This is a genomic window from Cupriavidus sp. FW305-46 (assembly GCF_058787075.1).
Genome location: NZ_JBYSZI010000005.1, coordinates 48223 through 63215, shown reverse-complemented (window position 1 = coordinate 63215; position 14993 = coordinate 48223). Strand labels below are relative to the sequence as shown.

The following is a 14993-nucleotide window of genomic DNA, read 5'->3' as shown; positions in this document are numbered from 1 at the left end:
GCCGGGTACAAAAATGGGCATCATGAACGACATCGCAGAAGCAGGGTTGACGCAAACGAGCAGCGTGGCGCACCTGTTGCAAGTACAGAACGATCACCTCGACCGCCTCGAAGCGGAGTCGATCTACATCATCCGCGAGGTGGTGGCCGAGTGCCGCAACCCGGCGCTGCTGTTCTCGGGCGGCAAGGACTCGATCGTGATGCTGCACCTGGCGCTGAAGGCCTTCCGCCTGGGCGAGCGCAAGATCGAGCTGCCGTTCCCGCTGGTGCATATCGACACCGGCCACAACTATCCGGAAGTGATCGCCTTCCGCGACCAGCGCGTGGCTGAGCTGGGCGCGCGCCTGGTGGTGGGCCATGTCGAGGACTCGATCAAGCGCGGCACCGTGCGCCTGCGCAAGGAAACCGATTCGCGCAACGCGGCCCAGGCCGTGACGCTGCTGGAAACCATCGGCGAGCACCAGTTCGACGCGCTGATGGGCGGTGCCCGCCGCGACGAAGAGAAGGCCCGCGCCAAGGAGCGCATCTTCTCGTTCCGCGACGAGTTCGGCCAGTGGGACCCCAAGGCCCAGCGCCCCGAGCTGTGGAGCCTGTACAACGCCCGCATGGCGCAGGGCGAGCAGATGCGCGTGTTCCCGATCTCGAACTGGACCGAGCTGGACGTGTGGCAGTACATCGCCCGCGAGAAGCTGGCGCTGCCGCCGATCTACTATTCGCACCAGCGCGAAGTGGTGCGCAAGAACGGCCTGCTGGTGCCGGTCACGCCGATCACGCCCAAGCAGGACGGCGACGTCAGCGAAGTGCTGTCGGTGCGCTTCCGTACCGTTGGCGACATCAGCTGCACCTGCCCGGTGGCCAGCGTTGCCGATTCGCCGGAAACGATCATCGCCGAGACCGCGGTGACCGAGATCACCGAGCGCGGCGCCACCCGCATGGACGACCAGACGAGCGAAGCCTCGATGGAACGCCGCAAGAAGGAAGGCTACTTCTAAGCCGCACGCAGCAAAGGATCCAGACATGACTCACCAAGCAACCCATCAAGGCCTGCTGCGCTTTATCACCGCCGGCTCCGTCGACGACGGCAAGAGCACGCTGATCGGCCGCCTGCTGTACGACAGCAAGGCCGTGCTGTCGGACCAGCTGACCGCGCTGGCCAATGCCAAGAACAAGCGCACTGCCGGCGAGCAGATCGATTTCTCGCTGCTGACCGACGGCCTGGAAGCCGAGCGCGAGCAGGGCATCACCATCGACGTGGCTTACCGCTACTTCTCGACCGCGCGCCGCAAGTTCATCATCGCGGATACGCCGGGCCACGAGCAGTACACCCGCAACATGGTCACCGGCGCCTCGACCGCGGACGCGGCCATCGTGCTGGTCGATGCCACGCGCGTCACCGTCACCGACGGCCGTGCCGAGCTGCTGGCGCAGACCAAGCGCCACTCGGCGATCCTGAAGCTGCTGGAAATCCGGCACGTGATCGTGGCCGTCAACAAGATGGACCTGGTCGACTACAGCGAACAGCGCTTCAACGAGATCCGCACCGCCTACACCGAACTGGCCGAGCAGCTGGGCCTCAAGGACGTGCGCTACGTGCCGGTCTCCGCGCTGCGCGGCGACAACATCGTGCACGAGAGCGATGCCATGCCGTGGTACCAGGGCGAGCCGCTGCTGCCGCTGCTGGAAGAACTGCCGGTGGAAGAGGCCGCGCCCGAGGACGACGCCGCGCTGCGCTTCCCGGTGCAGCTGGTGATCCGCCAGGACGGTTCGCAGTCGGACGACTTCCGCGGCTATGCCGGCCGCATTGAAGCCGGCACCGTGCGCGTGGGCCAGAAGCTGCGCGTGCTGCCGGCCAACCGCGAAGCCGTGGTGGCTGAAGTGCTGACGCCCAATGGTGCCGCTGAATCGGCCAACGTCGGCGATACCGTCACGGTGCGCCTGGCCGAGGACGTCGATGTATCACGCGGTGACATGTTTGTTGCCGCCGATGCGACCACGGCTTCGGCAAAGAAGCTGCAGGCCGACCTGTGCTGGTTCGACGACGAGTCGCTGAACCCGGCGCGCAAGTACGTGCTCAAGCACACCACGGCCAGCGTGTTCGCGCGCGTGTCGGCGGTGGACCGCGTGCTGGACGTGCACACGCTGTCGCACGAGACCGGTCGCCACGATATCCGCCTGAACGACATCGGTTCGGTGCAGATCTCGCTGCAGAAGCCGATCGTGTGCGATGCATACGGCGACAACCCGGCAACGGGCGCCTTCGTGCTGATCGACGAAGCGACCAACCACACGGTGGCCGCAGGCATGATCCGTGCGTTCTCCTGATCGGTAACGACAGGAAAGGGGCAGCAGATGGACAAGCAGGCGCAGAAGACTTACGGCAAGGTGTTCCTCATCGGGGCAGGCCCCGGTGCGGCAGACCTCATTACGGTGCGCGGTGCACGGCTTTTGGGCGAAGCCCAGGTGGTGCTGCATGATGCACTGGTAGCGCCGGAGATGCTGGCCTGGTGTCCGCAGGCCGAGCTGGTCGAGGTGGGCAAGCGCTGCGGGCAGCGCTCCACCGCGCAGCTGTTCATCAACCGCCAGATCGTCGACCTGGCCGGCAAGTACGAGCGCGTGGTGCGCCTGAAGGGCGGCGACCCGATGCTGTTCGGTCGTGCCGACGAGGAACTGCAGGCGCTGGAAGCCGCTGGCATCGAGTATGAAGTGGTGCCGGGCATCACTGCGGCGCTGGCGGCTGCTTCGGCGATCGGCAAGCCGCTGACCAAGCGCGGTGTGTCGCGCAGCGTGGCGTTTGCCACGCAGGCGAAGGCTGCGGATGGCGAGGGCTCGGCCGATATCGAAGCGGCGGTCAAGGCCGATACGCTGGTCTACTACATGGGCCGCGACCAGGCGGCGTCGATTGCCGCGCAGCTGATCGCGCATGGCAAGCCGGCGTCGACGCCGGCGTGGGTGGTGGAAGCCGCCAGCACGCCGCGCCAGCGTAGCCGTGAATTCACGCTGGGCCGGATGGCAGCAGGCGAGGCCGCTGCCTGGATCGATCCGGCGCAGCCGAGCCTGCTGATGATCGGGGCGGCGCTGGCTGCGCGGGCTACCGAAACGCCGCGCGAAGGCGTGGGCGAAACCGTCGTGCAGACGCCGCGCGCTGCCTGAGCGCGCTGCGCGCCACTAGAAAAAAGCCCTGTACCGGCATGCCGGCACAGGGCTTTTGTCATCGGGGACCACGTTTCTGCTCAGGGCTGGCCGCTTGCGGGCATTGAGGCAACGCAGTATGCGGCCATTGCATCCAGCACCGCATCGGCCTCGCCTGCCGCCGTCGCGCAATGGATGCGCAGCCCGGGATGCGCTTGCCGGCATTGGTCGAGCAAGGCTGGCAGGTCGCGCCGCAGGTGGCCGCCCTGGCCCAGGAACACCGGCACCACGGTGGCGTCGGACACGCCGCGCGCTGCCAGGTCGGCGAGCGCGTCGGGCAGAGCGGGCGTCATCAGCTCCAGGAACGCCAGCCGCACCTCGCACCCGGGCAGGGCAGCGGCCACCTTCTGCTGCAGGCGGTCGAACGGCTCGCGCCAGCGCGCGTCGCGCGCGCCATGCGCAAACAGGACCAGGGCCCGGGTGGGTGCGGTCATGGCAGCCCGCCCCTCAGTGCCTGTCAACCCAGCGCAGCGCCAGCAGCGCCACCATCAGGTAGAGCGTGCCTGGCACCAGTGCCGAGATGATCGGCGGCCAGGTGTGCAGCAGGCCGACGTGCGAGAACAGCGTGTTCGACAAGTGGAACGACAGCCCCAGCATGATGCCCCCGAACACTTTCACGCCGACGGCGCCGGCACGGGCGTGCAGGTAGGCGAAGGGCAGGGCCAGCGCCATCATCACGAACAGCGTCAGCGGGTAGATCACCTTCTTCCAGAAGGCGATCTCATAGCGCTGCGTGTCCTGCTTGTTGTCGCGCAGGTGGCGGATATAGCGGAACAGGTCCAGCGTCGACATCCGCTCAGGCGTCACCAGCAGCACCGACAGGATTTGCGGCGTCAGCTCGGAATGCATGGTCACGCGCGGGAACTTGACTTGCTCGGCGCGGAAATCCGGGGCCAGCGAATCGCGTGCCGGCTTCGCGCCCTGGGCCGGGGGCGCCAGTTCGATGAAACGGGTCTCGTTGACGCCCTGCAGCTCCCACAACTGGCCACCCTGGTAGCGCCCCTCCTGCGCCACGCGGATCACGCGCAGGCGGTATTGCGGGTCGAACTCATACATGGTGATGCCGGTGATGGTCTGGTCCGGCCGCAACCCCGCCACGTTGACGAAGCGGGTGATCTCGCCGCCGCCGGCGGCATCCTTGTCGCGGTCCTTGACCCAGACGCCGGAACGGAAGCCTGACGACACGGTTGCGCCGATCGCCTCGAGCTTGATCTTCTGCGCGTACTGCTCGGCGCGGGGGCCGATGAACTCGCCGAAGATAAAGGTCACGATGGCCAGCGGCACCGCCAGCTTGAACAGCGAGAACAGCGCCTGGCGCGTGTTCAGGCCGGCCACGCGGAAGATGGTGTACTCGGACTGGCTGGCCAGCTGCGAGAACACATAGATCGCGCTGATCAGCACCGCGATCGGCAGCACCTCATACACCCGCGTGGGTGCCTGCAGCAGGACGTGGAACAGCGCGACCAGCGAGGTGTACTGGTTGTTGACGTTCTCCAGCTCGTTGAGCATGTCGAAGAACACGAACAGGGACAGCACCGCGAACAGGATGAAGGCGAACACGCCATAGACCAGCCGGCCGAAGTAGCGTTCGTAGACGCGCAGGATCCTCATGCCCGGCCTCCGGTGGCCGCGGCATCACGCCTGCGCAGGCCGAACACGGCGCGCCACCCGCCCAGGCTGCGGTTCTGGCGGTAGCGGAACAGCAGCAGCGCCCCCAGGAACACCGCCAGGTGGATCGGCCACCACGCCAGCCAGAACGGGATCGCGCCCGAGCGCACCCAGGACTGCGTCAGGTTGATCAGGTTGCTGTAGGTCAGGTAGATCAGCACCGCGAACACCAGCGGCGTGTAGCGGCCCAGGCGCGGGTTAACGTAGGCCAGCGGGATTGCGATCATGACGAAGTTGAAGGCCAGGATCGGCAGCGAGATGCGCCAGATCAGCTCGCCCAGGTTCTCGCGCGTGGGGTTGCGGATCAGCTCGATGGTGTCGCGGCTCTTGGGTGGCAGCTTGGCTTCGGACTCGGGAGCCTTGTTGTCCACCTTGACCGCGTAGCGTTCGAACTCGACGATGCGGTAGTCGATCTGGCCGGGCGTGCCCGAGTAGCGGCGGCCGTTTTCCATCACCACCAGGCGGTCGCCGTTGGGCATGGTCTCGAACTTGCCCTGGTGCGCCAGCGCCACGCCGATCTTGTCGGCCTCGGAGTTGGCGACGAAGACATTGCGCGCGTACTTCATGTCGGCATCCATGCCCTCGATGAACAGCACGTAGTTGGCCTTGGCCGGCTCGATGAAGCGCCCCGCGGCAATCATCGACATCACGCCGCGCTGCTCGAAGCGGTCGCGGAACAGCGCGCTCTGCTGGTTGGCCCAGGGCCAGGCAAACATGCCCAGCAGCAGCGCCAGCACGACGAAGGGTGCCGCGAACTGCAGCACCGGCTTGACCAGGTCGCGCAGCGAGATGCCCGCCGAGAACCACACCACCATCTCCGAATCCTTGTACCAGCGCGTCAGCACGATCAGGGTGGAGATGAAGAGCGTGGCCGACAGCAGGATCGACAGGTAGCCGATGGTGGCCAGGCCGATCAGCATCAGCACGTCGTTGGGACTGGCCTTGCCGCTGGCAGCCATTCCCAGGATGCGGATCACGAGCGAGGTGAGCATGAAGGTCAGCATCACCAGGAACACCGCCCCGGCGGTGTAGGCAAGCTCGCGTCGCAGGGCTTGTTGAAGGATCATGCGGGTTCGGTTCCGGGCTGCCGGCCGGAGCGGGCGATGTGCCGTGCGAGGTGCCTGGCAGAACAGCTGGCTGGCAGCACAGCATGCTGTCAGCGTGACCGGGGCGTATCAGCGGCGGCAGGTCGCGGGATAAAAATCGCGGATAATGGAGGCTTTCGTGTCTAACGAGCCCCTGGAAGGAAGCGCGATGGAATTTAGCACAAAAGCCTTGGATTGGAGCAAAGCCGGCCAAAATGGTTTCCTGGCGACCAAGACCGACTGCCTGGTGGTCGGCCTGTTCGAAGGCCAGAACCTGGCCGGAGTGGCCAAGGCACTGGACGTGGCCACCAAGGGCTTGGTGGGACGGCTGGTCAAGCAGGGCGACTTCGAAGGCAAGCGCGGCACCCAGCTGATGCTGCATGAGGTGGCCGGCGTGGGCGCCGCGCGCGTGCTGCTGGTGGGCCTGGGCAAGGAAGCCGACTTCAGCGACAAGGCCTTTGCCGACGCGGTCCGCACCGCCGTGCGTGCCTTGTCGTCCACGCGTGCGGCCTCGGCCCTGTGGTGCCTGGCGCAACAGGCGCCGCAGCAGCGCGATGTCGCCTGGGCGGTGATCACCACCATCACGCTGGTGCGCGAAGCCGGCTATCGGCTGCTGGAGCGCCATCCGGGCCTGAAGCGCGCCAATGCCAACGGCAAGCCCAACGGCAACGACAAGTCCTCGCTGCGCAAGGTCGTGATCGCGGTCGACAGCGGCGATGCCCGCGCCGCGACCCAGGCCGTGGTGCGCGGCACCGCCATCGCCAACGGCATGGAGCTGACGCGCGACCTGGGCAACCTGCCGTCCAATATCTGCACGCCGACCTACCTGGCCAATACCGCCCGCGGCATTGCCAAGCGCCACAAGCTCAAGGCCGAGGTGCTGGGCCGCAAGCAGATCGAGGCCCTGAACATGGGGGCCTTCCTGGCCGTGACCAAGGGCAGCGAAGAGCCGCCGCAGTTCATCGTGCTGCGCTACGACGGCGCCGGCGCCAAGCAGGCCCCGGTGGTGCTGGTGGGCAAGGGCATCACCTTCGATACCGGCGGCATCTCGCTCAAGCCGGGCGAGGGCATGGACGAGATGAAGTACGACATGTGCGGCGCCGCCTCGGTGCTGGGCACGATCCAGGCCGTGGCCGAGATGGGCCTGAAGCTCAACGTCATCGCCGTGGTGCCGACCTGCGAGAACATGCCCAGCGGCATCGCCACCAAGCCGGGCGACGTGGTCACCAGCATGTCCGGCCAGACCATCGAGATCCTGAACACCGACGCCGAAGGCCGCCTGATCCTGTGCGACGCGCTGACCTATGTGGAGCGCTTCAAGCCGGCCGCGGTGATCGACGTGGCCACGCTGACGGGCGCCTGCATCATCGCGCTCGGCCACATCAACAGCGGCCTGTACGCGCGCTCCGACGCGCTTGCCGATGCCCTGCTGCAGGCCGGCCGCCGCGCCATGGACACCGCCTGGCGCATGCCGCTGGACGACGAGTACCAGGACCAGCTCAAGTCCAACTTTGCCGACATGGGCAATATCGGCGGCCGCCCGGCCGGCAGCGTGACGGCGGCATGTTTCCTGTCGCGCTTTACCGAGAAATACGACTGGGCCCACCTGGACATCGCCGGCACCGCCTGGAAGAGCGGCGCGGCCAAGGGGGCCACCGGCCGCCCGGTGCCGTTGCTGGCGCAGTTCCTGATGGACCGCGCGGCCTGATGGCGGCGGCAGGCAACAGAGGCAGCAAGGGTCCATGACGCGCATCGATTTCCACAGCAACGTGCCGGACGTGCTCGGCTATGTCTGCCGGCTGGTCCGCAAGGCCTACGGCGCCGGGCAGAAGGTGGTGATCCACGGGGCGCCGGCGCAGCTGGCGGACCTGGATGCGCGCCTGTGGACCTTCTCCGCGCTGGACTTCCTGCCGCATTGCGGGCTGGAAAGCCCCAATGCGGCGGTCACGCCGATCCTGCTGGCCGCCACCACCGAAGGCGTGCCGCATCACCAGCTGCTGATCAACCTGGCAGACCAGGCCCCGGCGCAGTTTGCCAGCTTCGAACGGCTGATTGAAGTGGTGGGCGCGGGCGATGCCGCGCGCGAGGCCGGCCGCCAGCGCTACCGTTTCTACCGCGAACGCGGCTATCCGCTGACGCACCACGACATCGGCCAGCCCAAGGGAGACGCCGCATGAGCGAACGCACCACCTCGCGGGTGATCCCGCGGCTCGATCCGAACGACAGCATCCCGCTGCTGACCGAGGTGTTCGAACTGCCGGACGCAGGGGCAGCAGCGCCGGCTGCCGCTGCGCAGGAGGGCGTGATCGATACCTTCGGCATGGCCGATTCGGGCCTGGTCATGCATGTCGGCGATACCGGCGACGCCGTGGCGGACGAGGGCGCCGCACCGGCGATGCCGGCAGATAGCGGCGCGCCGGGCGAGGACGACCTGCGCGCGGTGCGCACCGAGTTGCTGACGCGCGTGATGATGCGCTTCCGGACCGAATGGCCGCAGGTCGTGGCGGCCCATACCGAGGCCACGCTGCAGTCGCGCCTGGCGCCGCTGACGGCGCAACTGGCCAGCGAGCTGACGCAGTCGCTGGAGGCGCGGCTGGTGGAATGGCTGGATGCGACGCTGGAGGAGATCGAGAAGACGCCAGGTGAGGATTAACGGCGGCTGAAGGGCTGGAGCGGACCGGCGGGTCTCGACAGACGTCGGCAAACAAAAAAGCCTGCGATCGCTCGCAGGCTTTTTTGCATCAGCGCGGCCGAGAGTCAGTCCGTCACTGCACCCTTGCTCGCCGTCGACGCCAGCTTCGAGAATTTCGCCAGCACCCCACGCGTATAACGCGGCGCCGGCTGCTTCCAGTTGGCCCGGCGCCTGGCCAGTTCTTCATCCGCCACGTTCAGCTGCAGCAGCAGCTTGTGCGCATCGATGGTGATCGAATCGCCTTCCTGCACCAGCGCAATCGTGCCGCCCACATACGCTTCCGGCGCCACGTGGCCAACCACCATGCCCCAGGTACCACCAGAGAAGCGGCCGTCGGTAATAAAGCCGACCGATTCGCCCAGCCCCTTGCCGATGATGGCCGAGGTCGGGGCCAGCATTTCCGGCATGCCGGGGCCGCCCTTGGGGCCGAGGTAGCGCAGCACCAGGATGTCGCCGGCGTTGATCTTGTCGGCCAGGATCGCTTCCATCGCGCTCTGCTCGTCTTCGAACACGCGCGCCGGGCCAGTGATGACCGGGTTCTTCAGGCCGGTGATCTTGGCGACCGCGCCTTCTTCGGCCAGGTTGCCCTTCAGGATGGCCAGGTGGCCTTCGGCGTAGAGCGCCTTCTCGATCGGCAGGATCACGTCCTGGTCGGCACGCGGGGTGTCGGGAACGTTTTCCAGCTCTTCAGCCAACGTGCGGCCGGTGATGGTCAGGCAGTCGCCATGCAGCATGCCGGCCTTGAGCAGGACCTTCATGACCTGCGGGATGCCGCCGGCCTTGTGCAGGTCGGTCGCCACGTACTGGCCCGACGGCTTCAGGTTGCAGATCACCGGCACCTTGCGGCGGATGCGCTCGAAGTCGTCGATGGTCCATTCCACCTCGGCGGCGTGGGCGATGGCCAGGTAGTGCAGCACGGCGTTGGTCGAGCCGCCCGTGGCCATGATCAGCGCCACGGCATTCTCGACCGACTTGCGCGTGATGATGTCGCGCGGCTTGATGTCCTGCTTGATCGCCTCGACCAGCACGCGCGCCGATTCGGCGGCGCTGTCGACCTTCTCCTGGTCCGGGTTGGCCATGGTCGACGAGTACAGCAGCGACATGCCCAGCGCCTCGAACGACGAGCTCATGGTGTTGGCGGTGTACATGCCGCCGCACGAACCGGTCGACGGGCAGGCGTTCTTTTCCACGCCCTCGAAGTCTTCCTGGCTCATGCGGCCGGCGGTGAATTCGCCCACGGCCTCGAACGACGACACGATGGTCAGGTCCTTGCCCTTCCAGTTGCCCGGCTTGATGGTGCCGCCATAGACGTAGATGCCCGGCACGTTGGTGCGCGCCAGCGCGATCATGCCGCCCGGCATGTTCTTGTCGCAGCCGCCGATCACGACCACGCCGTCCATCCACTGGCCCTGCGCGGCAGTCTCGATGCAGTCGGCGATGACCTCGCGCGAGATCAGCGAGTACTTCATGCCCTCGGTGCCCATCGACATGCCGTCCGAGATGGTCGGGGTGCCGAACACCTGCGGGTTGGCGTCCGAGGCCTTGATCGCGTCGATGGCCGCATCGGCCAGGCGCTGCAGGCCCGCGTTGCAGGGGGTGATGGTCGAGTGGCCGTTGGCGATGCCCACCATCGGCTTGTCAAAGTCTTCCTTCTTGTAGCCGAGTGCGTAGTACATCGAACGGTTGGGCGAACGCGCCACGCCTTGCGTGATGTTCTGCGAGCGTTTGTTGAATGCCATGATGGGGAATCTCCGTGGGGTCTTCAGTGCCGCTCCGCGCTGCGCCCGAAGACCTGGAGGCACGAACGCACGGCGGCGATGTTGTGGGCCAAAGAATGACGCTTGCGTTTTGGAGTGTCAAATATATTATTTGACCTTTATTGAGTCGAAAAACATATCAGGAGCGCGTTTGGACCTGCGTCAGTTGCGTTACTTCATCACTGTGGCGGAAGAGTTGCATTTCGGCCGCGCGGCAGGCCGCCTGTCGATGACGCAGCCGCCCTTGTCGCAGCAGATCCAGGCGCTGGAAGAGGAAATCGGCGTGCAGCTGTTCGTGCGCACGCGGCGCTCGGTGGCGCTGACGCCGGCCGGCCAGCAGTGGCTGCCCGAGGTGCGGCGCGTGCTGGCCGATGCCGCGGCGCTGCCCGGGCTGGCGCAGCGGCTGGCGCGCGGCGAGGTGGGGTCGCTGTCGCTGGCCTTTGTCAGCACCGCCGACTACGGCATCCTTCCCGACTTGTTGCGGCGCTTTCGCGCCCGGCACCCGGAGGTGCAATTGCAACTGCGCGAGGCCACCAGCGACGTGCAGCTCGAGGGGTTGATGGAGGGGGCGATCGACGCCGGCCTGGTGATCCGGCCGCAGTTGCCGGCCATGCCGCACGGGCTGGCCTACCTGCCGCTGGTGAGCGAGCCGCTGGTGCTGGCCGTGCCCGACGGCTGGCGGCCGGCGGGCGCGGTGCTGGCGGGCGACGCCGCGGTGTCGCTGCGCGAGGCCGCCCATGAACCGCTGATCATCTTCCCGCGCCGAAGCGCGCCGGCGTTTTATGACATCATTACGGGCTACTATGCGCGCGAGGGCCTGGTGCCCGTGATCGCGCAGGAAGCCATCCAGATGCAGACCATCGTCAGCCTGGTATCGGCGGGCATGGGCGTGGCGCTGGTGCCGGCCTCGCTGTGCAACCTTCGCCGCACCGGGGTGTCCTACCTGGCGCTGCGCGAGGCCGGCCCGCAGATCGAGACCGGGCTGGTCTGGCGCGACGGCGCGTCTGCCGGCGTGGCGCCGGTGCTGCGCTCGTTCATCGATATTGCGACCGCGCTCGCGCAAGAAGCAGGCGCAGCCGGGCCCGCCCCTCGCTGACACGTCACCAATGTCACCGAGGCCACTGACAATACGCAGGCCGCGGCCTTTACAACCTCCATTCACGCCAACATGCTGATTCATCCCCAGTTCGACCCGGTTGCCATCCACCTGGGCCCGCTTGCCATCCGCTGGTACGGGCTGATGTACCTGGCCGGGTTCATCATGTTCCTGGGCTTCGGGCGCCTGCGCATCCGCCAGCCGCATATCGCGGCCAAGGGCTGGACCACGCGCGACCTGGACGACATGCTGTTCTTCGGCGTGCTGGGCGTGATCCTGGGCGGGCGGCTGGGCTATGTGCTGTTCTACAAGCCGTCGTACTACCTGGCCCATCCGCTCGAGATCCTCAAGGTGTGGGAAGGCGGCATGGCCTTCCATGGCGGCTTCCTGGGCGTGGTCGTGGCGATGTGGCTGTTCGGCAAACTGCGCCGGCGCCACTGGATGGAGGTGACCGACTTCATCGCGCCGATGATCCCCTGCGGGCTGGCCGCCGGCCGCATCGGCAACTTCATCAACGGCGAGCTGTGGGGCCGCGCCACCGACCTGCCGTGGGGCATGATCTTCCCGCAGGCGGGCGACAACATCCCGCGCCATCCGTCGCAGCTGTACCAGTTTGCCGGCGAGGGCGTGGCGCTGTTCATCGTCCTGTGGCTGTTCGCGCGCAAGCCGCGGCCGATGGGCGCGGTGTCGGGGGTATTCCTGATCGGCTATGGCGCCTTCCGCTTTGCCGCGGAATTCGCGCGCGAGCCCGACAACTTCCTGGGCCTGCTGGCGCTGAAGCTGTCGATGGGCCAGTGGCTGAGCCTGCCGATGATCCTGGCCGGCATCGCCATGGTGGTCTGGGCCTACCGGCGCCAGCCCGGCGCCGGCGCTTCACAGCCGGCGGCCTGAGAATCCGCCGGCGCTATTTGCCGGCGCGGCGCAAGGCGTCGATGCGCGCCTGCGTTTGCGGGTGGGTCGACATGAAGTCCTGGCCGCGTTCCGGCTCGGCGTCCGACGCCGCACCGCGCCGATTGTCCAGCCTGACCAGCACATCGGCCAGCGCCGCGGGCGGCAGGCCGTTGCGCTGCATGACCTCGATCGCAAAGGCGTCGGCCTCGCGCTCATGGTCGCGTGAATAGCGCAGCGTCAGGATCGCGGCCGGCACCCCGGCCAGCACCGTCGAGATATCCCCGAACAGGTAGGCCGACAGCGCCGCCAGCGCCGACCCCTGGATCACCTGCTGCAAGCCGTGCCGGTTGGCGACATGGCCGGCTTCATGGGCCAGCACGCCCATCATGCCGGCACCGGTGCCGGCCAGGCTGACCAGTTCGTCGGTGACCACGATGGTGCCGCCCGGCAGCGCCAGCGCATTGGCGCCGATCTCGCCGCCCTGGCGGAACAGGATCTGGTAGTCGTGGCCGGCATCGCGCGGGCGCTTCAGCGCCGCGAAGGCCGAGCGGATGCGTTGCTGCTCGGCGGGCGGCAGCTGCGTCGGCTTGACCATGCCGTTGTCCAGGCTCGCCAGCGTCAGCTTGCCGAGATGGGCCTCCACCTCGGGCGGCACCGTGCGCGCCATCATGCCGGCGCCCCATGGCAGCAGCACGTAATAGCCCAGCACCAGCACCGCCACCAGCCCCGCCACGGCCAGGCCGGCCAGGCGCCAGCTGTTCTGCGCGCGCGCCACCAGGCTGTCGCGATGGCCGGTGGCGGCCAGCAGGTGGTCTAAGGCGGCGTGGTCGGTGATCTCGCAGAAGGCGCCGTCGGCAAAGGTGACCAGCCGCGGCGCGCGGCGCACGCGCTCGGACACGCGCACGTCCGACAGCGGCGCGCGCCGCAGCTCGGCGCCGGAGTCGTCGCGCAGCACGGCCTGCTGCGCCTCAACGGCCAGCGTGGCCGGATGCGCGCGCGACGAGCGGCCATCGAAGAAGGTGACTGGGATCATGGTGCGGGCGGGGTCAGCGCACGGCGTGCTCAGAGCGCGATGTCGATGTCGTACCAGTCTACCGCCGCATCGCCCAGCGCACCGACTTGTTGCGCCTCGCCGGCCACGAAGGTGTCGAGCGGGCCCGCCGCCAGCATGGTCACGCATTCGAGCCGGTAGCGCGCCGAACGCACCCGCGCGAACGGCAGGTACAGGCCCAGCGTCAGCGCGATCGCGATCAGGTTGGTGACGAAGATAAAGACCATGCGGCCGGCCCCCACCTCGCTGCGGAACGCATGCGGCGCCAGCGTGGTGTGGCTCCACACGACATTCTGCAAGCGTGCCATCACGTAAGGGCTGACGGCCAGCAGCGCCAGGTAGAAACCGGTCACGCCGATGCCGAACGACAGCATCGCGCCCGCCTTGCCCGACGCGGTCACGCCCAGCACGAAGCCGGCCAGTGCCGCGGCCGCCACCAGCGCGACCATCACGCCGATGGCACGCAGGTAGACGCCATAGAAATCGCCCGCGCCGGCGTCGAAGGCAAACGGTGCGGTGCCGAAGCGGGTGTGGTTGTGCTGGTAGCGCTTGAAGCGCTGGTGCGCCAGCGGCCCAAGCAGGCCCAGCGTGGCCACCGCGGCCAGCGGCCACAGCACGAACACCTTGTAGGCATCGGCATCGCCGCCGGTGAAGGCGAAGCGCAGGCCGCGGTAGCTGGAGTTGGCCATGCGGAAACGCAATGAGCGCACCAGCAACAGGGGGAACACCGCCAGCAGCGCCACCAGCATCGCCAGCGCAAGGAAGGGCGAGACCGTCGAGGCGAACTGGAAGGCGAGCACCAGCGCGAACACGATGGCGCGGCCTTTCAGGATCGCGGACGGCTTGCCGTGGTAGTCAAAACTCGCGCCGTCGAGCCGCGTGTTGCGATAGAAATACTGCAGCGTGCGCACCTTGGCCCAGGCCGAATAAATGCCGAAGGTGACGATGGTCAGCAGTGCATTGACGATCCAGATACGGAAGTACTCTGAACCGGATCCGGTAAAGGACAGGCCCAGCGGCCGCGGCACGGCGTAGCGCGGCTCGGCAGGCGCCGGTGTCTCGTCTGCCGGGGTACCGGCCAGGGTGAAATCGCTGCCAGCTTGCATGGCGGAGCTCCAGTGTGTGTGGAAAGCGACAGTCAGGATTGCGGCCTCGGCCGCAGTTTCAGAAATGCAACCACTTTAGATCGGGCATTTGCGGCGATGCGCTCACATTCTCGCACTGATAAATAGCGACCACGGCACAATCTGCATATGCCATTGCCGCCAGGCGGGCACGCGTATAAGAAAATGTGGGAAAACCCTCGTAACACTCTAGAAACATCCTGTTACACTAGACGTATTCTGTAACAACTTTCCAATGCGTGTTGCCAATAAAATCAGTGACTTATTCACGCTGGCACGTAAATCGCTATCTTGATTGTTACAAAGATGAGCGGCAAGCCACAGCCGCCAACGGAAGTGCCAGGGAGGGAGTGACGGCTGACAGGCCACACTTGCCGGCACTTCACGTACAGCCAGGGCGACGGGAAAATCCGCGCGCAAGCGCGTTTCAAAGGGGGGCGC

14 protein-coding genes are annotated in these 14993 nt (G+C 67.0%); 8 read left to right on the top strand and 6 right to left on the bottom strand.

Going from position 1 to position 14993, the window contains the following annotated elements; genetic code table 11:
- Positions 1-13 precede the first annotated feature (13 nt).
- Genes cysD through cobA form a run of 3 tightly spaced genes read left to right on the top strand, consistent with a single transcriptional unit; the run spans position 14 to position 3149 of the window.
- Complete coding sequence (cysD, locus tag AC3WON_RS03770) at positions 14-991, top strand: sulfate adenylyltransferase subunit CysD (protein ID WP_492319692.1); 978 nt, start codon at positions 14-16, stop codon at positions 989-991.
- 25 nt (positions 992-1016) lie between these two features.
- Positions 1017-2321: a sulfate adenylyltransferase subunit 1 gene (locus AC3WON_RS03765; RefSeq protein WP_492319693.1), complete on the top strand. Its 1305-nt coding sequence runs from the start codon at positions 1017-1019 to the stop codon at positions 2319-2321.
- Positions 2322-2348: 27 nt separating this feature from the next.
- The gene (gene cobA / locus AC3WON_RS03760) at positions 2349-3149 is read left to right on the top strand and encodes a uroporphyrinogen-III C-methyltransferase (protein WP_492351177.1); all 801 of its coding nucleotides are present in this window, start codon (positions 2349-2351) and stop codon (positions 3147-3149) included.
- Positions 3150-3229: 80 nt separating this feature from the next.
- Here cobA and AC3WON_RS03755 read toward each other — a convergent pair whose 3' ends face one another.
- Genes AC3WON_RS03755 through lptF form a run of 3 tightly spaced genes read right to left on the bottom strand, consistent with a single transcriptional unit; the run spans position 3230 to position 5923 of the window.
- On the bottom strand, positions 3230-3622 hold the full coding sequence (locus AC3WON_RS03755; RefSeq protein WP_010814940.1) for a sirohydrochlorin chelatase: 393 nt from the start codon (positions 3620-3622) through the stop codon (positions 3230-3232).
- A gap of 13 nt (positions 3623-3635) precedes the next feature.
- On the bottom strand, positions 3636-4799 hold the full coding sequence (gene lptG, locus AC3WON_RS03750; RefSeq protein WP_492351176.1) for an LPS export ABC transporter permease LptG: 1164 nt from the start codon (positions 4797-4799) through the stop codon (positions 3636-3638).
- Positions 4796-5923 carry an LPS export ABC transporter permease LptF gene (gene lptF / locus AC3WON_RS03745; RefSeq protein ID WP_492319695.1) on the bottom strand — a complete coding sequence of 376 codons (1128 nt, stop codon included), beginning with the start codon at positions 5921-5923 and terminating at the stop codon, positions 4796-4798. Before lptF ends, lptG begins: the two co-directional genes overlap by 4 nt.
- 187 nt (positions 5924-6110) lie before the next feature.
- Here lptF and AC3WON_RS03740 point away from each other — a divergent pair, with 187 nt between their 5' ends.
- The 3 genes from AC3WON_RS03740 to AC3WON_RS03730 are packed head-to-tail and all read left to right on the top strand — an operon-like array spanning position 6111 to position 8594.
- Complete coding sequence (locus AC3WON_RS03740) at positions 6111-7649, top strand: leucyl aminopeptidase (RefSeq protein WP_492351175.1); 1539 nt, start codon at positions 6111-6113, stop codon at positions 7647-7649.
- A gap of 34 nt (positions 7650-7683) precedes the next feature.
- On the top strand, positions 7684-8118 hold the full coding sequence (locus tag AC3WON_RS03735) for a DNA polymerase III subunit chi (protein WP_010814936.1): 435 nt from the start codon (positions 7684-7686) through the stop codon (positions 8116-8118).
- Positions 8115-8594, top strand: a complete 480-nt coding sequence (locus AC3WON_RS03730) for a hypothetical protein (protein WP_492319698.1) — start codon at positions 8115-8117, stop codon at positions 8592-8594. Before AC3WON_RS03735 ends, AC3WON_RS03730 begins: the two co-directional genes overlap by 4 nt.
- A 104-nt stretch (positions 8595-8698) precedes the next feature.
- Here the strand turns inward: AC3WON_RS03730 and ilvD are convergent, their stop codons facing one another.
- Positions 8699-10372 (bottom strand): dihydroxy-acid dehydratase, encoded by a 1674-nt coding sequence (gene ilvD / locus AC3WON_RS03725; protein ID WP_492351174.1) that lies wholly within the window; start codon positions 10370-10372, stop codon positions 8699-8701.
- A 169-nt stretch (positions 10373-10541) separates the two neighbouring features.
- Here ilvD and AC3WON_RS03720 point away from each other — a divergent pair, with 169 nt between their 5' ends.
- A complete protein-coding gene (locus AC3WON_RS03720; RefSeq protein WP_492319699.1) occupies positions 10542-11486 on the top strand; it encodes a LysR family transcriptional regulator in 945 nt (314 codons plus the stop codon).
- Positions 11487-11558: 72 nt separating this feature from the next.
- Positions 11559-12377 carry a prolipoprotein diacylglyceryl transferase gene (lgt, locus tag AC3WON_RS03715; protein WP_492351173.1) on the top strand — a complete coding sequence of 273 codons (819 nt, stop codon included), beginning with the start codon at positions 11559-11561 and terminating at the stop codon, positions 12375-12377.
- Between the two features lie 13 nt (positions 12378-12390).
- Here lgt and AC3WON_RS03710 read toward each other — a convergent pair whose 3' ends face one another.
- Both AC3WON_RS03710 and AC3WON_RS03705 read right to left on the bottom strand, forming a co-directional pair.
- Positions 12391-13410: a M48 family metallopeptidase gene (locus AC3WON_RS03710; protein ID WP_492319701.1), complete on the bottom strand. Its 1020-nt coding sequence runs from the start codon at positions 13408-13410 to the stop codon at positions 12391-12393.
- Positions 13411-13439: 29 nt separating this feature from the next.
- A complete protein-coding gene (locus AC3WON_RS03705) occupies positions 13440-14534 on the bottom strand; it encodes a YjgN family protein (protein ID WP_492351172.1) in 1095 nt (364 codons plus the stop codon).
- Positions 14535-14993 lie beyond the last annotated feature (459 nt).